Genomic DNA, 19,341 nt, shown 5'->3' with positions numbered 1-19,341 from the left:
GGCCCATTGGCACTCTGCGCGTTCGAGTGCCAGACATACCCCGGTCAGTGTACGGCGGGGTGGTACACCGCTAGCAAGGGCGGGCGACCAAGGTAGCGTCGCGGTATGGACGTGCGTTGGGAAGAGGCGGGCTGGGAACGACTCACCGAACGGGTCGGCCGGCGGCGCCTGCCGGTCTGGGATTGCACCGTGGGACTGGTGGTGGGCGAGGATTCGGCCCTCCTGATCGACCCCGGTTCATCCGTACGGGAGGGCGCGCGGGTGCGGGCCGAGGCGGAGCGGCTGGCGGGCCGCCGCGTGACCCATATCGCATTCACACACGGACATTTCGACCACGTGCTGGGCGGGGCGGTGTTCGCCGGCGCGCAGGTCTACGGCCCGGTCGGGCTCGACAACCTGCTGTCCGTCAGCCACGACGACCTCCGGGCCGAGGCCGTCCGGCACGGCCTCGCGGAGGCCGAGGCCGCCGAGGCGGTGGAGCTCCTGGTGCTCCCCCGGCACCTGGTGTCGGGCGAGTGGACGCTCGATCTGGGCGGGGTGCAGGTGCTGCTGGCGAACGTCGGCCCCGGCCACACACGGCACGACCTGGCCGTCTTCGTCCCCGGAACCCGCGAGGTCGTCTTCTGCGGCGACCTGGTCGAGGAATCGGGCGAGCCCCAGGCCGGCCCGGACGCCGTGCCCCGCCAGTGGCCGGCGGCGCTCGACCGGCTCCTCGCCCTGGGCGGGGACGACGCTCTGTACGTGCCGGGTCACGGAGCGGTCGTCGACGCGGGGTTCGTCCGTGCGCAACGCGCCACACTCGCGGCCCGCTTCGGCGTGTCGGCGCTCTGAGGCCGCCCGCTCTCCTACCCTCGGCCGGATGCGTGACTACTCCCCCGACCTGACCCCCCAGTGGAAGCGCGCCAAGCCCGTCCCGGAGGTGCCGGCCGACCCGGACCTGGTGGTCGAGGTGGCGGGTACGGACTTCTGCGGCGCGGTGGTGGGCTGCGAGGCGGGCACCGTCACCCTGGAAGACCGTTTCGGCAAGCGCCGCGTCTTCCCGCTCGAACCCCGCGGGTTCCTCCTGGACGGCGCGGTGGTCACCCTGACCCGCCCCGCCCGCGGCCCCTCCGCCCCGTTGCGCACCGCGTCCGGGTCGCTGGCCGTCCCGGGCGCGCGGGCGCGGGTGGCGCGAGCGGGCCGGATCTACGTCGAGGGCCGCCACGACGCCGAACTCGTGGAGCGGGTCTGGGGCGACGACCTGCGGATCGAAGGCGTGGTGGTGGAGTACCTGGAAGGCATCGACGACCTCCCGGCCATCGTGGCGGACTTCGCCCCGGGCCCGGACGCCCGCCTGGGGATCCTCGTGGACCATCTGGTCCCGGGCACGAAGGAGTCCCGCATCGCCGCCTCGGTGACCTCCCCCGACGTCCTGATCGTGGGCCACCCGTACGTGGACGTCTGGCAGGCGGTGAAACCGTCCGCCCTCGGCATCCCGGCCTGGCCGGTGGTGCCCCGCGGCCAGGACTGGAAGACCGGCATCTGCCACGCCCTGGGCTGGCCCCCGAACACCGGCGCCGCCTGGCAGCACATCCTGTCGCGCGTGACCTCGTACAAGGACCTGGAACCGACCCTCCTGGGCGCGGTGGAACACCTCATCGACCACGTGACGGCGCCGTAGGCGCCTCGGGCGCCTCGGCCCGGCCGGGGAAGGCCCGCGGTCACGATCCCGGCGGAACCCCTCGGTCAACACCACCGTGGCGGCCTGCCCGCCTCGTGGGCGGCCTGCCCGGGCCGGCCCGCCGGGGCCGCCTAGTCGACCAGGTCGCGGACCACCGCGTCGGCCAGGAGGCGGCCGCGCAGCGTCAGGACGGCGCGCCCCGCCCCGTACGGGCCCGGCTCCAGGAGACCGTCGGCCAGTGCCCGCCCCGCGGCGGCGAGACCGGCGGGGGCGAGCAGGGACAGCGGGACGCCGTCCACGAGCCGGAGCTCCAGCAGGATGCGTTCGACCCGGCGGTCCTCCTGCGAGAGGAGCTCGCGCCCGGCGCCCGGGGACCGCCCCTGCGCCAGCGCGGCCGCGTACGCGCCGGGGTGCTTCACGTTCCACCACCGCACGCCGCCCACGTGCGAGTGCGCGCCCGGACCCGCGCCCCACCAGTCGGCCCCGCGCCAGTACAGCTCGTTGTGCAGGCAGCGCCCGGCGTCCGTCGTGGCCCAGTTCGAGACCTCGTACCAGGAGTAGCCCGCCGCGGCCATCACCGAGTCGAGGATCAGGTACCGGTCCGCGTGCACGTCGTCGTCGGTCATCGGGACCTCGCCGCGGCGGATCCGCCGCGCGAGCTGGGTGCCCTCCTCGACGATCAGCGCGTAGGCGCTGATGTGGTCCGGGCCGGCCCCCAGCGCCGCCTCCAGCGAGGCCCGCCAGTCGTCGTCCGACTCCCCCGGGGTCCCGTAGATCAGGTCCAGGTTCACGTGCTCGAAGCCGGCCGCCCGCGCCTCCGCGACGCACGCCTCCGGCCGCCCCGGGGTGTGCGTACGGTCGAGCACCTTCAGGACGTGCTGCCTGGCGCTCTGCATGCCGAAGGAGATCCGGTTGAACCCGCCCGCCCGCAGCTCCGCCAGGTACTGCGGGTCCACCGACTCCGGGTTGGCCTCGGTCGTGACCTCGGCGTCCTCGGCCAGCCCGAATTCCTCGCGGATCGCCGCGAGCATCCGTACGAGGTCGGCTGCGGGCAGCAGCGTCGGCGTGCCGCCACCGACGAACACCGTCCGTACCGCCCTCGGGTCGTCCCCGAGGACCTTCCGGGCGAGGCGGACCTCGTCGATCAGGGTGTCGGCGTAGTTCTCCCGGGAGGCGAGCACGCCACCGGTACCCCGCAGCTCGGTGGCCGTGTAGGTGTTGAAGTCGCAGTACCCGCAGCGCGTGGCGCAGTACGGGACGTGCAGGTAGAACCCGAGCGGCCGCTCCCCGGCGCCCGCCAGGGCATGCGACGGCAGCGAGCCGTCTTCGGGCATGGGGTCACCGTCGGGCAGTGCGGAAGGCATGCCCCCATTGTCCCGCACCCGCCGGGCCCGTCCGCCCGGCGCCGAACCCGCCCCGGGTGGCCCGGCCGCTCCCGACGGGGGCCACCCCCCTGCGGCGGCCGCAGAAGTCCGGAGCGGGAGCCCGGGGCGCGCCCTCGAGGACGGGGCCCCGCAGGCGGCCCACAGGGGCGCGCGCCAGGTCCCCACAGGGCCCCGGCGGATGCCCGGAAGCCGCCCGCGGGGGCGTACAGGCAGGCCCCGGATGCCGCCCGCGCGAGGGCATGCATCCGGGGCCTGCCCGGATCAGGGGGGCGGGGCCGTGCGGGGCGGTCCGCCGCCCCGCCCCGCACGGCTCGCCGCAGGCGCTACGCCTCGCGCGAGCCCTCGTACATCTCGTCGATCAGGTGCTTGAACTCACGCTCGACGACCGGCCGCTTCAGCTTCAGGCTGGGCGTGAGGTCCCCGTGCTCGACGTCGAGGTCGCGCGGCAGCAGGCGGAACTTCTTGACCGTCTGCCAGCGCTGGAGGCCCTCGTTGAGGGTCTGGACGTAGGTCTCGATGAGCCGGTTGGTCTCCGGCGCGGCCAGGACCTGCGCGTACGTCTTGCCCTCCAGCCCGTTCTCGGCGGCCCAGACGAGGAGGGACGGCTCGTCGAGGGCGATGAGCGCGGAGCAGAAGTTCCGGTCGGCGCCGTGGACGACGATGCTGGAGACGTAGGGGCAGATCGCCTTGAACTGGCCCTCGATCTCGGCCGGGGCGACGTACTTGCCGCCCGAGGTCTTGATCAGGTCCTTCTTCCGGTCGGTGATCCGCAGGTAGCCGTCCGGCGACAGCTCGCCGATGTCCCCGGTGTGCAGCCAGCCGTCGGCCTCCAGGACCTCGGCGGTCTTCTCCGGCTGCCGGTGGTAGCCCTGCATGATGCCCGGGCCGCGCAGGAGGACCTCGCCGTCGTCGGCGATGCGGACCTCGGTGCCGGGGAGCGGCTTGCCGACGGTGCCGGTGCGGTAGGCCTCACCGGGGTTGACGAAGGAGGCGGCGCTGGACTCGGTCAGTCCGTAGCCCTCCAGGATGTGGATGCCGGCGCCGGAGAAGAAGTACCCGATCTCGGGGGCCAGGGCGGAGGCGCCGGAGACGGCGGCGCGCAGGTTGCCGCCGAAGGCCTCGCGGAGCTTGGAGAAGACGAGCGTGTCGGCGATCTTGTGCTTGGTGGCGAGGCCGAAGGGGGCGCTCGCGTTGCCCGTGCGGCGGAAGTTGTCCTGGGTGACCTTGGCGTACTCGCGGGCAATGCCCACCGACCACTGGAAGATCTTGTACTTGGCACCGCCGCCGGCGCGGGCCTTGGCCGCGACCCCGTTGTAGACCTTCTCGAAGATGCGCGGCACGGCCGCCATGTAGGTCGGCTGGACGATCGGCAGGTTCTCGATGATCTTGTCGATACGGCCGTCGACGGCGGTGACGTGCCCGACCTCGATCTGGCCGGAGGTGAGCACCTTGCCGAAGACGTGCGCGAGCGGCAGCCAGAGGTACTGGACGTCGTCCTTGGTGATCAGGCCGGTGGCGACGGTGGCCTTGGCCATGTACGACCAGTTGTCGTGCGGCAGCCGCACGCCCTTGGGGCGGCCGGTGGTGCCGGAGGTGTAGATGAGGGTGGCGAGCTGGTCGGCGGTGATGGCCGCGATCCGCTCCTTGACCGCCTCGGGGTGCTTGGCCAGGTACTCGCGGCCGCGCGCCTCCAGGTCGGCGAGGGACAGCACCCAGCCCTCGGGGTCGCCCTCGGCGGCGACGGCGTCGGCCGTCTCCAGGACCACCACGTGGGCCAGCTCGGGCAGGTCGGCGCGGCGCGCACGGGCCTTGGCCAGCTGCCCGGCGTCCTCGGCGATCAGGACCCGGCTCTCGGAGTCGGAGAGGATGAACGCCGACTCCTCGGCGTTCGTGCTCGGATAGATGGTGGTGACGGCGCCGCCGGCGCACATCACGCCGAGGTCGGCGAGGATCCACTCGACCCGGGTGTTGGAGGACAGCGCGACGCGGTCCTCCGGCTGGATACCGAGGTCGAGGATGCCGGCCGCGATGGCGAAAACCCGCTCCGCGGCCTGCCCCCAGCTGAGCGACTTCCAGTCGTCCGGTCCACCCTGTCCGTCGGAGGCGGGGACCGGGTAGCGGTAGGCCTCGGCGTTCGGCGTGGCGGCGACACGCTCCAGGAAGAGGGTCGCCACGGTGGGCGGGCGGTTCTCGATCAAGGTCTGTGTGTCGCTCACGGACATCCTCCGGACCACGCGGCAGGGCCTGTTCATCACAGGGGCGGACTGACTGGGTGGTGGGTCAGGGTGGGTGGCTGAGTCAGGGCTTGGCGGCGCCCGGCCAAAAAAACTGGCGAGTAACCAACGAGCAGTGATCAGACTAGGGGCCCTCCGGCTGGCGCGTAAGAGGCCATGGGACGCCGATTCATAACGAAGCGTGTCCACGTTCCACGACGAACGCGCCCGCTTCCACAACGAACGCGCCCGCGGTTCCACGCCGAACCGTGCCCGCGTTCCGCGACGGGCCGCCGGGACGTTCCGCGACGGGTGGCCCTGCGTTCCACGACGGGCGGGCCTACGTTCCCCGACGGGCCCCGGCCGCGCCCGGCAACGCGGCAGGCCCCCGCGCCGGAGCACGGGGGCCTGCAGCGGGTCCAGGGCTACTTCTTCTTGCCGCCGGACTCGTCGCTGGAGAGGACGGCGATGAAGGCCTCCTGGGGGACCTCCACGGAGCCGACCATCTTCATGCGCTTCTTGCCTTCCTTCTGCTTCTCCAGCAGCTTCCGCTTACGGGAGATGTCGCCGCCGTAGCACTTGGCGAGCACGTCCTTGCGGATGGCGCGGATGGTCTCGCGGGCGATGACGCGCGAGCCGACGGCGGCCTGGATCGGGATCTCGAAGGCCTGCCGCGGGATGAGCTCGCGCAGCTTGGCGACGAGGCGCACACCGTAGGCGTAGGCCGCGTCCTTGTGGGTGACGGCGGAGAAGGCGTCGACCTTGTCGCCGTGCAGCAGGATGTCGACCTTGACCAGCCCGGAGGCCTGCTCGCCGGTGGGTTCGTAGTCGAGGGAGGCGTAACCGCGCGTCTTGGACTTCAGCTGGTCGAAGAAGTCGAAGACGATCTCGGCGAGCGGGAGGGTGTAGCGGATCTCGACCCGGTCCTCGGAGAGGTAGTCCATCCCGAGGAGGGTGCCGCGGCGCTGCTGGCAGAGCTCCATGATCGCGCCGATGAACTCGGAGGGCGCGAGCAGCGTGGCCCGGACGACCGGCTCGAACACGTCCCTGATCTTGCCCTCGGGGAACTCGCTCGGGTTGGTGACGGTGACCTCCTTGCCGTCCTCCAGGACGACGCGGTAGACCACGTTCGGCGCGGTGGCGATCAGGTCGAGACCGAACTCGCGCTCCAGGCGCTCGCGCACCACGTCCAGGTGGAGCAGGCCGAGGAAGCCGACGCGGAAGCCGAAGCCCAGCGCCGCCGAGGTCTCCGGCTCGTAGACCAGCGCGGCGTCGTTGAGCTGCAGCTTGTCCAGGGCCTCGCGCAGGTCCGGGTAGTCCGAGCCGTCGAGCGGGTACAGGCCGGAGAAGACCATCGGACGCGGGTCCTTGTAGCCGCCGAGGGCCTCGGTCGCGCCGTTGTTCAGGCTGGTGATGGTGTCACCGACCTTGGACTGACGGACGTCCTTCACGCCGGTGATGATGTAGCCCACCTCGCCGACGCCGATTCCGTCGGCCGGGGTCATCTCCGGGGAGGAGACACCGATCTCCAGCAGCTCGTGCGTGGCGCCGGTCGACATCATCCGGATGCGCTCGCGCTTGTTGAGCTGGCCGTCGACGACACGGACGTAGGTGACGACACCGCGGTACGAGTCGTAGACCGAGTCGAAGATCATCGCGCGGGCCGGGGCTCCCTTGGGGCCGACCGGGGCCGGGACCGTGGCGACGATCTTGTCGAGCAGCGCGTCCACACCGAGGCCGGTCTTCGCCGAGACGCGCAGGACGTCCTCGGGCTGGCAGCCGACCAGGTTCGCGAGCTCCTCGGCGAACTTCTCCGGCTGGGCGGCCGGCAGGTCGATCTTGTTCAGGACCGGGACGATCGCCAGGTCCTTCTCCATCGCCAGGTACAGGTTGGCGAGGGTCTGCGCCTCGATGCCCTGGGCGGCGTCCACCAGGAGCACCGTGCCCTCACAGGCGGCGAGGGAGCGCGAGACCTCGTACGTGAAGTCGACGTGCCCGGGGGTGTCGATCATGTTGAGGATGTGGGTCCTGCCCTCGTCCTCGCCCGTGTTCGGCGCCCACGGCAGCCGGACCGCCTGGGACTTGATCGTGATGCCGCGCTCACGCTCGATGTCCATGCGGTCGAGGTACTGGGCGCGCATCTGCCGCGAGTCCACCACGCCGGTGAGCTGGAGCATCCGGTCGGCGAGGGTCGACTTGCCGTGGTCGATGTGCGCGATGATGCAGAAGTTGCGGATCAGCGCCGGGTCGGTACGGCTCGGCTCGGGCACGTGGCTGGGGATCGCGGGCACGCAGTGTCCTGATTCTCGGGTCGCAGTCGGAACGAAGTGTGGGCGTCGGTCTGCGCGAAGTGGGTCTGTACGCAGGCTTCCATCGTCCCATGGACCGGGCCATGCGCTCGGTTTGGGCCGGTCGGAGCGCGCCTGGTAGCCTGAGCAGCTGTGTCTCGTATGCCCTCTAAGCTTCCGGGACGCAATCCGAAGATCAAATCTCTGAACCTGCAAAGGCTCTTTCGTGGCGAACATCAAGTCCCAGATCAAGCGGAACAAGACGAACGAGAAGGCGCGCCTGCGTAACAAGGCCGTCAAGTCCTCGCTCAAGACCGCGATCCGCAAGGCCCGCGAGGCCGTCGTCGCCGGTGACGTCGAGAAGGCCACCGTGGCTTCCCGCGCCGCTTCCCGTGCGCTCGACAAGGCCGTCTCGAAGGGTGTCATCCACAAGAACGCCGCCGCCAACAAGAAGTCGGCGCTGGCGATCAAGGTTGCCTCCCTTCAGGGCTGAGCTCTGATGTGATCGCCGGGCAGGGAACCAGCGGGCCCTCTCTCCCGCTCCCGACCGGCACTCCGCGCCGCACACGAAGCGTTCGCCACGCGGGTGCGGCGCAACCCCAGCAACAACCGAAGGCCCCGGCCGTCTCCCTTCCCCAGGGCGACGCCCGGGGCCTTCGCGCTGCGCGGGCCCGGCTGCGCGGGTCCGGCTGCGCGCGGCGGAGGTCACGGGGCCGGGGCCGGGACCGCGGGCGGATCGAGGTCGGCGGCGATCGTGGTACGCATCTCGGGCGGAACTCGGGACACCTCGGGCGGAGCCGGTCACACGGGCCGGGCAGCGCCCGAGGCGCCACCCCGCACCGCCGGCGCTCCCGTCCGCCGGCGCAGCAGTCGGCGATGCGGGCGGGCTGCTAGACCCGCTGGGGCCTGGCCGCTCGGGCCACCGCGACGACGGCCTTCTCCAGCGCGTACTCGGGGTCGTCGCCCCCGCCCTTCACTCCCGCGTCGGCATCGGCAACCGCGCGCAGGGCGTCCGCGACACCATTCGCCGACCACCCCCGCATCTGCTGCCGGACCCGGTCGATCTTCCACGGCGGCATGCCCAGGTCACGTGCGAGGTCCCCGGGCCGGGCTCCCCGCGGGGCGGAGGCCAGCTTGCCGATCGCCCGTACCGCCTGCGCCAGCGCGCTGGTGATCAGGACCGGGGCCACCCCCGTGGACAGGGACCAGCGCAGCGCTTCCAGAGCCTCCGCCGTCCGGCCCTCGACCGCCCGGTCGGCGACCGTGAAGCTGGAAGCCTCGGCCCGGCCGGTGTAGTAGCGGCCGACCACGGCCTCGTCGATCGTGCCCTCGACGTCCGCGCACAGCTGCGCCGCCGCGCTCGCCAGCTCCCGCAGGTCGCTGCCGATCGCGTCGACCAGTGTCTGGCAGGCTTCGGGCGTCGCGGAGCGCCCCAGCGTGCGGAACTCTCCCCGCACGAACGACAGCCGGTCCGCGGGCTTCGTCATCTTCGGGCAGGCCACTTCGCGGGCGCCCGCCTTGCGCGCCGCGTCCAGCAGCCCCTTGCCCTTGACCCCTCCGGCGTGCAGGAGGACGAGGCTGATCTCCTCGAACGGCGCGGCGAGGTACGCCTTGACCTCCTTGACCGTGTCCGCGGCCAGGTCCTGCGCGTTGCGCACGACCAGCACCTTGCGCTCCGAGAAGAGCGAGGGGCTGGTCAGCTCCGACAGCGTGCCGGGCTGGAGCTGCTCGGAGGAGAGATCGCGCACGTCCGTGTCGGCGTCGGCGGCACGGGCCGCGGTCACCACCTCCCGCACGGCGCGGTCGAGCAGCAGATCCTCCTGCCCCACCGCGAGGGTGAGCGGGGCGAGCAGGTCGTCGGTTGAATTCTTCCTGGTGGCCATCGGATCCAGCATCCCACGCCGCACTGACAGCCCCTCGCCCATCGGCTCCTTCCCCGTAGCCGAGAATGTTCGGGTGAACGTGCGACATGTACTCGTCCTGCCCGACCGCGACGCCGCCGAGGAGGTGACGCGGGAGGTCGTCGACCGCTTCGGACTCATGGAGGAACCCCAGCTGGTCCGCGAGGCCCTGGCGGGCGAGGACGATGCCGAGGACGCCCAGTGGCTGGTGGTGGTCGAGGACCCGCACGAGGCTCTCGACACCACCGCCCTGGACGACCTGGCCACCGAGTACGACGGCTGGCTCGAAGCCCCGTGAGCGGCCCCACGGCGCCGGCGGCTGGAGCCCTGGGACCGGCCCCGGTCAGGCCTTGTGCACGGCCTGGACGTCCAGCGCCACTTCCACGCCCGAACCGATCGCCGCGATCCCGTGCGCCAGCACGGACTGCCAGTTCAGCGTGAAGTCCTCGCGCTGCAGCTCCGCCGTCGCCCGGCAGGCTGCCCTGGCCTCCCCCTCCAGGCCCGTACCCAGGCCCAGGTACATGGTGTCCAGCGTGACCGACCGGCTGACCCCGTGGAGGGTCAGGGCGCCCGCCACCGACCACCGGCTGCCGCTGTGGTGGATGAACCGCTCGCTGTAGAACTCCACCGTCGGATGACGGGCCGCGTCCAGGAAGTCCGCGGAGCGCAGGTGGTCGTCCCGCAGCCGCATCCCGGTGTCCACGCTCGCCGCGTCGATGATCACGTGCATGGTGGAGTCCTCCATCCGGTCGGCTATCCGCACCGCGCCGGCGAAGGTGTTGAACCGGCCGTTGATCCGGGCGAAGCCGATGTGCCGGGCCGAGAACCCGATCGACGAATGCGCCGGGTCGAGCTCCCAGTGCCCCGGCTGCGGCAGCAGCGGCGGCTCCACGGCGTCGAGGACGATCTCGCCGGTTCCGGGCTGTACCGGATCTCCCACGAGCGTCGCGCCGTGGAACGGCGCATAGCCCTCGGCCGTCACCGACAGCCGGTACTCGCCCGCCGGCACCGCGGCCGTGATCCCGCCGTACGGGTCGGTCTCCCCGCTGACGATCCGTCGGCCGATCGGGTCGGTCACCTCGAACTTGGCCTGCCGGACCGGCTGGTGGTCCGTGTCGAGAACCCGGCAGCTGAGCAGCCGTGCGGTATGAGGAAGCGTCAGGGTCGCGGATGTATGGGGACTGGCGCTCTCCGCCGAATCCATCCCCCGTCTGCGACTGAACATGGTTGGTGCACCCCCGTGCTGTGTTGACTTGGACGGTTCTGGCGAAAACGCATTCGATCACGCTGTCGGGTCGTGGGCAAACAGAGCGGTCGCGCCCCGTATGGCCGAAGCGGCGACGGCGCCGGACGGCCGGGAACGCGCGCAGCCGCGAGCCGCTTCCCGTGACGGCCACCGAACCGTCCTCGTCCGTGCGCAACACCACCGCCCCCGAAGCCCGCAGCCGCGTGAGCGTGCGCGCGGCGGGGTGTCCGTACCGGTTCCCCGCGCCGACCGGGACGATCGCGAGGCGGGGCCGGATCCGGTCGTAGAGCCCGGGGTCCTGGTGGGCGCTGCCGTGGTGGGCGACCTTGAGGACGTCGACCGGCCCCAGCTCCGGGTGGTTGCGCAACAACGCTTCCTGAGAGGCCGGTTCGAGGTCACCCAGCAGGAGCAGGGTCACCCCGGCGGTACGCACCAGCAGGGCCACGCTCGCGTCGTTGGGTCCCTCGGGCGGCGGCCCCACGGCCGGCGGCCACACCACCTGCCACTCCAGCGGGCCGGCCCGGCGCCGCTCCCCGTCCCAGGCGCGGACGACACCGACACCGGCGGCAGCCGCCGTCCTGCGCACGAACTGCGCCTGACCCGCCGGTTCCTCCAACGCGGTGACCTGCACCACGCCCACCGACCGCCCCCTCAGCACCCCGGCCACCCCGCCCACGTGGTCCGCGTGGAAGTGCGTCAACAGGAGCAGCGGCACCTGCCGCACTCCCAACGCTCTCAGGCAGGCGTCCACCGGCCCCGGCTCGGGACCCGCGTCGACCACCACGGCCGTGCCGGGGGCGACGGCCAGGACGGCGGCGTCCCCTTGGCCGACCGCGCACTGCACATAGCTCCACCCGGGCGGCGGCCAGCCTTTGACCGTACGCGTCACCAGCGGCGGCCTCAGTACGGCGAGGAGCAGCGTCACGGCCAGGGCCGAGCAGAGCCATCGCTTGCGGCCGAACCGTCCCCCGAGCCCCACCACCGCCAAGGTGGCGGTGGCGAGCAGCAACCCTCCGGCCACCCCGCCGGGCCAGCCCAGCTCCGCCCCCGGCAGTCCCGCCCCGCCCCGGGCCACCGCGGCGATCCACCCGGCCGGTACCCCGGCGCACCAGGCCAGGACCTCTGCGGCCGGTCTGCACACCGGGGCCGCCGCCAGTGCGGCGAACCCCAGGACCGTAGCCGGGCCCGCGGCCAGTTCGGCCAGCAGATTGCACGGGACCGCCACCAGGCTCACCCGGGCCGACAGGACGGCGACGACAGGCGTGCACACCGCCTGCGCGGCCGCCGCGGCCCCCAGCGCCTCGGCCGGGCGGGGCCATACGCCACGGTCCCGCAGGGCCTCGCTCCACCGGGGTGCGAGGGTCAGCAGGGCCCCGGTGGCCAGGACCGACAGCAGGAATCCGTAGCTCCGGGCCAGCCACGGGTCGTAGAGCACCAGCAGGAGCACGGCGGCGGCGAGCGCCGGGAGCAGGGACCTGCGCCGTCCGGTGGCGATGGCCAGCAGGGTCACCGCTCCGCAGGCCGCCGCCCTCAGCACGCTGGGCTCCGGCCGGCACACCACCACGAAGGCCGCGGTCAGTGCGGCTCCGCACAGGGCCGTGGCCCGCAGCGAGAGCCCCAGGAGCGGAGCCAGGCCGCCCCGCTCGGACCGCTGCGCCCGGGCCGGCGGTCCGATGAGCAGGAAGAGCACCACGGTGAGGTTGGATCCGGAGACGGCCAGCAGGTGCAGCAGATCGGTGGCCCGGAACGCCTCGTGCAGATCGGGCTCCACCCGGGAGGTGTCCCCCACCACCAGCCCCGGCAGCAGGGCCCTGGCATCCGGCGCCAGCCCGTCGGTGACCTCGCGCAATCCGGCGCGCAGCCGCCCGGCGATCCGCTGCGCGGCATCAGGGCCGCCCGTCACCCGGGGCGGCGTGTCCCCGGCGGGGCGGAGCAGGGCGACGGCCCGCTCGCCACCGTGTGCCGGGGCCAGCCGGGCGACCACCTCGACGCGGGTCGAAGGCTGCAGCCGGGACCAGTCCGGATGCCCGGCCAGCACCCGCACCGGGGTCGCGACCCGGGTCGGCGCCCCGTCGGGCCCGGTCACCCGGGTCACCTCCGCGTCGAGCACCACCACGGGCGGTCCGCTCCCGATCCGGGCGGTCCGGGGATCGGAGCCGACGGTGAGCTCGGCCAGCACCCTGGCGTGCCGGCGGGCCAGCTCCGGGACCGGGCCGGCCCGTGCCTCGGACCGGTGGAGCCCGGCGACCCCGGCCCCGGCGGCCGCGCACAGGAGGACCACGGCCACGGCCGCTGCCGTCTGCCGGAAGCGCTCGGGACGCCGGAACCCGGCCAGGAGCAGCAGGCCCGCGCCGGCCACCGCCGTCCCCGCCGCCACGAGGCTCTGCCCGGCGGGTGCGCCGAGGGCGACGGCGGCCGCGGCCCAGGCGGCCAGGGCCGGCACCATCAGGCGCAGATCCAGGGGGCGCACCCGCTCCGGGTCCCCGGCGGGCCGCGGCTCCGCTCCCCCGGCGCCCGCCCCGCTCACGGCCGCACCAGCTTCCGCAGATCCGCGAACCGCCGCTCGCCGATCCCGTTGACCTGCCGGAGCTCCTCCACCGACCGGAAGCCCCCACGGGCCGTCCGGAAGTCCACGATGTGCTGAGCGAGGACGGGGCCGACCCCCGGCAGACCGTCCAACTGCTCGGCCGTGGCCGTGCCCAGACTCAGCGGACCGGGCACCGGCCCCGGCGCCGAGCCGCCCCCACCGCCAGCCGGCGGTGCCGGAGCCCCCACCAGCACCTGCTCGCCGTCCATCAGGACCCGGGCCCGGTTGAGCCCGGTGACGTCCGTCCCGGGCCGCACTCCCCCGGCGGCGGCCAGGGCGTCCTCCACCCGCGAGCCGGCGGGCAGCCGCCGTACCCCGGGGTCCCGGACCTTGCCGCTGACGTCGACCAGGATCCGCCCGACGGCTGCGCCCGCACCCGGGGCCGGGCCCGCGGCCGCGGCCGCCCGCGCGGGGACGGGTGCGGGCGCCACCAGGGCGGGCGCGGTCACCGGCTGCGGCCTGGCCGACCAGTACTGGTTCCCCGCGAAGCCGACCGCGGCGACCAGCACCACGGAGACGGCGGCCACCGTGCGCGGCTCCACCCCGCAGCGGGCCTGGAGCCACACGGGCAGCCGCTCCCGCACGGCGAGCCGCCGAGACCGCGCGTCGGGCAGCACGGCGGCGGGGCCGCCGTCCGGCGCCGACGCGTCCTGCGCCCCGGTCCCCGCGGAAGCCGGGTCCGCGGCCGGATGCGAGGTCGGCACCGGGACCGGTGTCCGGACCGGAGCCGGCGCCGGTCCTGACGCCCGCGCCGGGACCGGGGCCCGGGCCGGGAAACGGGCCGGGGCCGGGACAGGCGGAGGCGGAGGCTGAGCGCCCGGCGGGCGGGCGCCGAGCATCTCCTCGGCCCTGCGGCGCACCGCGGCGGCGTGCTCGAGATGGCGGGCACGGTGACCGCGCCGCCGGCGCGGACGGCTGTCGGAGAGGCGGGAACGGCCGGGGCCGCTGGTGGCGCCGGCGGGTGACGACGAACGCGTACGAAGAGTCATGGCACGACGGTAGGACCGAAGCCGGAACCCCGTTCGGAACCATCAATTCCGGTGGAGAACCGGCCCGTTGTGGATAACTCCGTCACCCGATCCGGTGATCAGCGGGGGGACACGACCGCCGCCAGCAGCCCCGGCCCGGTGTGCGCTCCGATCACCGCGCCGACCTCGCTGACGTGCAGCTCGACCAGCCCGGGAATGCGGTCGCGCAGGCGCTGCGCCAACTTGTCCGCGCGCTCCGGGGCCGCCAGGTGCTGCACGGCCACGTCGACGGCCGCCGTCCCCGCCCGCTCCACGGCCAGGTCCTCGAGGCGGGCGATGGCCTTGGAGGCCGTACGCACCTTCTCCAGCATCTCGATCCGCCCGCCGTCCAGGGTCAGCAGCGGCTTGACCGCGAGCGCCGAACCGAGCAGGGCCTGCGCCGCGCCGATGCGGCCGCCGCGACGGAGGTAGTCGAGGGTGTCCACGTAGAAGTACGCCGACATGTCCGCGGCCCGCTTCTCGGCGGCCGCGACGGCCTCGTCGACGGATCCCGCGGCCTCCGCCACCTCCGCGGCCGCCAGTGCGCAGAATCCCAGGGCCATCGCGACCATGCCGGTGTCGACGACGCGGACGGGCACCGGAGCGGTCTTCGCGGCCAGCACGGCGGCGTCGTAGGTGCCGGAGAACTCTGCGGACAGGTGCAGGCTGACGATGCCGGTCGCACCCGCGTCCGCGGCGGCCCGGTAGGCCCGCACGAAGTCCGCCGGGCTGGGTCGGGAGGTGGTGACCGAACGGCGCTTCTGCAGGGCGAGGGCGAGGCTGCGGGCCGAGATCTCGGTGCCCTCCTCGAGGGCCTCGTCACCGAGGACGACCGTCAGCGGAACGGCGGTGATGCCGTGCCGCGCCATGGCTGATCGGGGCAGGTAGGCCGTGGAATCGGTGACGATCGCGACATGGCGGGACATGAGGCGGAGGTTACCCGCAGTGGGGGTGTTCCGGCAGCCCGGCCCCGGCCGCCGCCCGCGCCGGAGTCGCCGGGCGGGGATGCACGGACGGGCCGGAACCGGTCCGCCCGCGGCTCAGGTCGTGGTCTCCGGCCGCGAAGACTTCTGCCACGGGTACGGGGAGGCCGGGGCCGGCTGGGAGAGCGCCGCCGGGGGCGCGTGGGGCGCTCGGGGCGCCGGGGAAGCTTGGGGGGCCTGGGACGCCTGGGGGGCCTGGGACGCAGGCCGAGGGGTCGTCAGCGGGGAGGCGAGGTCGTCGACGGAGGGGCGGGACCAGTCCCGCAGCGCGCCCGACTCGATGTCGATCTGGGCCGACAGCGTCGACAGGTCGTCGTCCGCGAAACGGCGGGCACGGTCGCGCGCCGCCCAGCGCAGCGAGTCCGCCGCCTGCGTGATCCTCGCCGTGCGCTCCCGCAGGTCCGGCAGGCTGTCCGCCGTCCGCTTGCGGTCCGGCTCCGCCTCCAGGCGCTTCAGCTCGTCGTCCAGCTCGTGCCCGTGCCCGCTCAGCCGCTCGAACAGCCCGATCGACTCCCGCAGCGAGGCATCCGTCTGGACCCCCTCGTACAACGCCTGCTGCGTCGCCCGCATCGAGCTCCGCAGGTCCAGCCGCAGCTGCGCCAGCGCGCCCGCGACGCCGACCTGGCCGAAGCTGCGCGCCCTCAGGGTCGTGTCCTCCACGGTGCGGCGGGCCTGCGTGATCGTCCGGTCCACTCCGCGCGCGGCGGCCTTGACCACCTTCGTCGTCAGATAGACACCGAGCCCCAGAAAGGCGAACAGCATCAGGGCCACGATGATCAAAGCCGCCTCCATGAGGGTCCCTTCCCCAGCCGAATTGCGTCCCTTCCACCGTAAACGCCACGGGCAGGCCGCGGGTTCCCATCGAACCCCCAACCTGCCCGTACGGGAATACCCCGACACAGCCCAGACAGACGTCTCAGACAACCGCCTCAGACCGCCTCGCCGACGCCTCAGACGACGATGTTCACCAGCTTCGGCGCGCGCACGATCACCTTGCGGATCTCGGCCCCGCCCAGCGCCGCCACGACCGCCTCGTCGCCCAGTGCCAGCTGCTCCAGGTCGGCGTCGGAGATCGTCGGCGACACCTCCAGGCGGGCCTTGACCTTGCCCTTGATCTGGACGACGCAGGTGACGCTCTCGTCCACCACGTACGCCGGGTCCGCGACCGGGAAGTCCTGGAAGACGACCGAGTCGGTGTGGCCCAGCCGCTGCCACAGCTCCTCCGCGACGTGCGGCGCCAGCGGGGCGACCAACAGCACCAGTCGCTCCGCGACCGAGCGCTCCAGCGGCCGGCCCGCCTTCGTCAGGGTGTTGTTCAGCTCGGTGATCTTCGCGATGGCGGTGTTGAAGCGCAGAGCGGCCATGTCGGCGCCGGCCCCGTCGATCGCTTTGTGCAGCGCGCGCAGGGTGTCCGTGCCCGGCTCGGAGTCGACCACCGTCACGGCGCCCGTCTCCTCGTCCACCACGTTGCGCCACAGGCGCTGGAGCAGCCGGTACTGGCCGACCACGGCACGGGTGTCCCACGGACGCGAGACGTCCAGCGGGCCCATCGCCATCTCGTACAGGCGCAGGGTGTCCGCGCCGTACTCCTCGCAGATCTCGTCCGGCGTGACCGCGTTCTTCAGGGACTTGCCCATCTTGCCCAGCTCGCGCTTGACCGGCTCGCCCTCGAAGAAGAACCTGCCGTCCCGCTCCTCGACCTCGGTCGCCGGGACGGGGAAGCCGCGCTCGTCACGGTAGACGTACGCCTGGATCATGCCCTGGTTGTACAGCTTGTGGTACGGCTCCACGGACGAGACGTGACCCAGGTCGAAGAGGACCTTCGTCCAGAAGCGGGCGTACAGCAGGTGCAGCACCGCGTGCTCGGCGCCGCCCACGTACAGGTCGACGCCGCCGTGCGGCTGGCTCTCGCTGGGGCCCATCCAGTACTGCTCGATCGCCGGGTCGACCAGCGCCGAGGAGTTGGTCGGGTCCAGGTAGCGCAGCTGGTACCAGCAGGAACCGGCCCAGTTCGGCATGGTGTTGGTCTCGCGCCGGTAGCGCTTGACGCCCTCGCCGTCGCCCAGGTCCAGTTCGACGTGGACCCAGTCCGCCTTGCGGGACAGCGGGGTCTCCGGCTGGGAGGTCGCGTCGTCCGGCTCGAAGGTGCGCGGCGAGTAGTCCTCGACCTCCGGCAGCTCCAGCGGCAGCATCGACTCGGGCAGCGCGTGCGCGACGCCGTCCTCGTCGTAGACGATCGGGAAGGGCTCGCCCCAGTAGCGCTGGCGGCTGAACAGCCAGTCGCGCAGACGGAAGTTGACGGTGCCCTCGCCGACGCCCCGCTCGGTCAGCCAGTCGGTGATCGCGGCCTTCGCCTCGACCACGCCCAGGCCGTCCAGTGAGATGCCCTCGCCGGTGGAGTTGACGATCGCGGCGTCGTACGAGGCGAACGCGTCGTCCCACTCGGCCGGGTCGGCGTCGCGGTCGTCCGAGGGCTGCACGACGCAGCGCATCGGCAGCTCGAAGGCGCGCGCGAACGCGAAGTCACGCGAGTCGTGCGCCGGGACGGCCATGATCGCGCCGGTGCCGTAGCCCATCAGCACGTAGTCCGCGATGAAGACCGGGACCCGCTCGCCGCTGACCGGGTTGGTGGCGAACGCGCCGGTGAAGACGCCGGTCTTGTCCTTGGCCTCGGCCTGCCGCTCGACGTCCGACTTCGACGCGGCCTGCTTGCGGTACGCGTCCACGGCGTCGGCGGGGGACGCGGCGCCGCCGGTCCACACCTGCCGGGTACCCTCGGGCCACTCGGCCGGGACGATCTTCCCGACCAGCTCGTGCTCGGGCGCCAGCACCATGTACGTGGCGCCGAACAGCGTGTCGGGGCGGGTCGTGAAGACGGTGACGGCGTCGCCGTCGCCGACCGGGAAGTCGACGCGCGCGCCCTCGCTGCGCCCGATCCAGTTGCGCTGCTGCAGCTTGATGGCCTCGGGCCAGTCCAGGGCGTCCAGGTCGTCCAGCAGGCGGTCGGCGTAGGCCGTGATCCGCATGTTCCACTGGCTCAGCTTGGACTTGAAGACGGGGAAGTTGCCGCGCTCGGAACGGCCGTCGGCGGTGACTTCCTCGTTGGCCAGTACGGTGCCCAGCCCGGGGCACCAGTTGACGGGCGCGTCGGAGGAGTACGCCAGCCGGTACTCGTTCAGCACGTCGGCCCGCTCGGCCGCGCTCAGCGCGGACCAGGAAGCGCCGCCGGGCAGTTCACGGGTGCCGTTCTCGAAGGCGGCGACCAGTTCGGCGATCGGGCGGGCCTTCTTCGCCTCGGCGTCGTACCAGGAGTTGTAGATCTGCAGGAAGATCCACTGGGTCCACTTGTAGTAGTCCGTGTCGATCGTCGCGACCGACCTGCGGTTGTCGTGACCCAGACCCAGTCGGCGCAGCTGGACCTTCATGTTGGCGATGTTCGCCTCGGTCGAGACGCGGGGGTGCATACCCGTCTGCACGGCGTACTGCTCGGCCGGCAGGCCGAAGGCGTCGAAGCCCAGGGTGTGCAGGACGTTGTGGCCGGTCATCCGCTGGTGGCGGGCGAAGACGTCGGTCGCGATGTACCCCAGCGGGTGGCCGACGTGCAGGCCGGCGCCCGAGGGGAACGGGAACATGTCCATGATGAACTTCTTGGGCCGCGCCACGACCGCCGGGTCCCCGGCCAGGTCGCCGGTCGGGTTCGGGGCCTCGTAGGTGCCCTGGGCGTCCCAGAAGTCCTGCCAGCGTGCCTCGATGTCGGCGGCCATGGCAGCCGTGTAGCGGTGCGCCTCGGCCGCCTCGGGGGCCGGGGTGTTCGTCTCGCTCATGATTTCTGAAGCTCCATCGATCGTCTCTGCCGTCTCTGCCTGCCCAAACGAAAAAACCCCTCGCACAGGAGGGGGCGCCGCGCCGAGGCCGACCGTCTCGTGGGGTCGGTGCTGTTCAGCGCGGCTCGGTAAGCAGGAGGCGTACGGCACGCATGGCGCCAGGGTACCGCAGCGGCCCCCAGGGGCGCTCGGCCCTTCCGGCCCTCGGACGACGCACAACGAGAAGCGGGCCACCCGATTCGGGTGC

The 19,341-nt window shown here is 72.9% G+C and carries 13 protein-coding genes and 1 pseudogene; 4 read left to right on the top strand and 10 right to left on the bottom strand.

Translation table 11 applies throughout. The annotated features are described in order from the left end of the window. Positions 1 to 105: 105 nt before the first annotated feature. Together ABZY44_RS04565 and ABZY44_RS04560 are read left to right on the top strand one after the other, a co-directional pair. Positions 106 to 831, top strand: a complete 726-nt coding sequence (locus ABZY44_RS04565) for an MBL fold metallo-hydrolase (protein WP_356650101.1) — start codon at positions 106 to 108, stop codon at positions 829 to 831. Between the two features lie 28 nt (positions 832 to 859). Continuing rightward, a complete protein-coding gene (locus ABZY44_RS04560) occupies positions 860 to 1,660 on the top strand; it encodes a DUF3097 domain-containing protein (protein ID WP_356650100.1) in 801 nt (266 codons plus the stop codon). A 131-nt stretch (positions 1,661 to 1,791) separates the two neighbouring features. On the opposite strand, the gene hemW is transcribed toward ABZY44_RS04560, so the two are convergent. From hemW to lepA, 3 genes are all read right to left on the bottom strand, one after another. Further along, a complete protein-coding gene (gene hemW / locus ABZY44_RS04555) occupies positions 1,792 to 3,024 on the bottom strand; it encodes a radical SAM family heme chaperone HemW (RefSeq protein WP_356650099.1) in 1,233 nt (410 codons plus the stop codon). Between the two features lie 344 nt (positions 3,025 to 3,368). Continuing rightward, entirely contained in the window at positions 3,369 to 5,261 is a 1,893-nt protein-coding gene (locus tag ABZY44_RS04550) for a long-chain fatty acid--CoA ligase (RefSeq protein WP_356650098.1), read from the bottom strand. A gap of 422 nt (positions 5,262 to 5,683) precedes the next feature. Further along, positions 5,684 to 7,549, bottom strand: a complete 1,866-nt coding sequence (gene lepA, locus ABZY44_RS04545; RefSeq protein WP_356650097.1) for a translation elongation factor 4 — start codon at positions 7,547 to 7,549, stop codon at positions 5,684 to 5,686. 223 nt (positions 7,550 to 7,772) lie between these two features. Here lepA and rpsT point away from each other — a divergent pair, with 223 nt between their 5' ends. Continuing rightward, on the top strand, positions 7,773 to 8,039 hold the full coding sequence (gene rpsT, locus ABZY44_RS04540; protein ID WP_356650096.1) for a 30S ribosomal protein S20: 267 nt from the start codon (positions 7,773 to 7,775) through the stop codon (positions 8,037 to 8,039). A 397-nt stretch (positions 8,040 to 8,436) separates the two neighbouring features. Here rpsT and holA read toward each other — a convergent pair whose 3' ends face one another. Further along, positions 8,437 to 9,429 (bottom strand): DNA polymerase III subunit delta, encoded by a 993-nt coding sequence (holA, locus tag ABZY44_RS04535; RefSeq protein ID WP_356650095.1) that lies wholly within the window; start codon positions 9,427 to 9,429, stop codon positions 8,437 to 8,439. A gap of 73 nt (positions 9,430 to 9,502) precedes the next feature. Between holA and ABZY44_RS04530 the strand changes: the two genes are divergently transcribed. Then, positions 9,503 to 9,745, top strand: coding sequence for a hypothetical protein (locus ABZY44_RS04530; RefSeq protein WP_356650094.1), 243 nt, complete (start codon positions 9,503 to 9,505; stop codon positions 9,743 to 9,745). Between the two features lie 45 nt (positions 9,746 to 9,790). Here ABZY44_RS04530 and ABZY44_RS04525 read toward each other — a convergent pair whose 3' ends face one another. The 6 genes and pseudogenes from ABZY44_RS04525 to leuS all read right to left on the bottom strand — a co-directional run bounded on the left by ABZY44_RS04525 (position 9,791) and on the right by leuS (position 19,094). Continuing rightward, the gene (locus tag ABZY44_RS04525; RefSeq protein WP_356650215.1) at positions 9,791 to 10,651 is read right to left on the bottom strand and encodes a YceI family protein; all 861 of its coding nucleotides are present in this window, start codon (positions 10,649 to 10,651) and stop codon (positions 9,791 to 9,793) included. A 157-nt stretch (positions 10,652 to 10,808) separates the two neighbouring features. Continuing rightward, positions 10,809 to 13,139 (bottom strand): annotated as a pseudogene (locus ABZY44_RS04520) (ComEC/Rec2 family competence protein); the annotation flags it as partial. Between the two features lie 77 nt (positions 13,140 to 13,216). Further along, the gene (locus ABZY44_RS04515; protein WP_356650093.1) at positions 13,217 to 13,984 is read right to left on the bottom strand and encodes a ComEA family DNA-binding protein; all 768 of its coding nucleotides are present in this window, start codon (positions 13,982 to 13,984) and stop codon (positions 13,217 to 13,219) included. A gap of 383 nt (positions 13,985 to 14,367) precedes the next feature. Continuing rightward, positions 14,368 to 15,213, bottom strand: a complete 846-nt coding sequence (locus tag ABZY44_RS04510) for a DegV family protein (RefSeq protein WP_356650092.1) — start codon at positions 15,211 to 15,213, stop codon at positions 14,368 to 14,370. Positions 15,214 to 15,327: 114 nt separating this feature from the next. Further along, entirely contained in the window at positions 15,328 to 16,062 is a 735-nt protein-coding gene (locus tag ABZY44_RS04505) for a hypothetical protein (protein ID WP_356650091.1), read from the bottom strand. 158 nt (positions 16,063 to 16,220) lie between these two features. Next, a complete protein-coding gene (gene leuS / locus ABZY44_RS04500) occupies positions 16,221 to 19,094 on the bottom strand; it encodes a leucine--tRNA ligase (protein ID WP_356650090.1) in 2,874 nt (957 codons plus the stop codon). Positions 19,095 to 19,341: the final 247 nt, after the last annotated feature.

The organism is Streptomyces sp. NPDC006544 (genome assembly GCF_040611715.1).
Taxonomy (GTDB): domain Bacteria; phylum Actinomycetota; class Actinomycetes; order Streptomycetales; family Streptomycetaceae; genus Streptomyces.
This window is presented reverse-complemented; position numbering and strand designations above follow the sequence as displayed.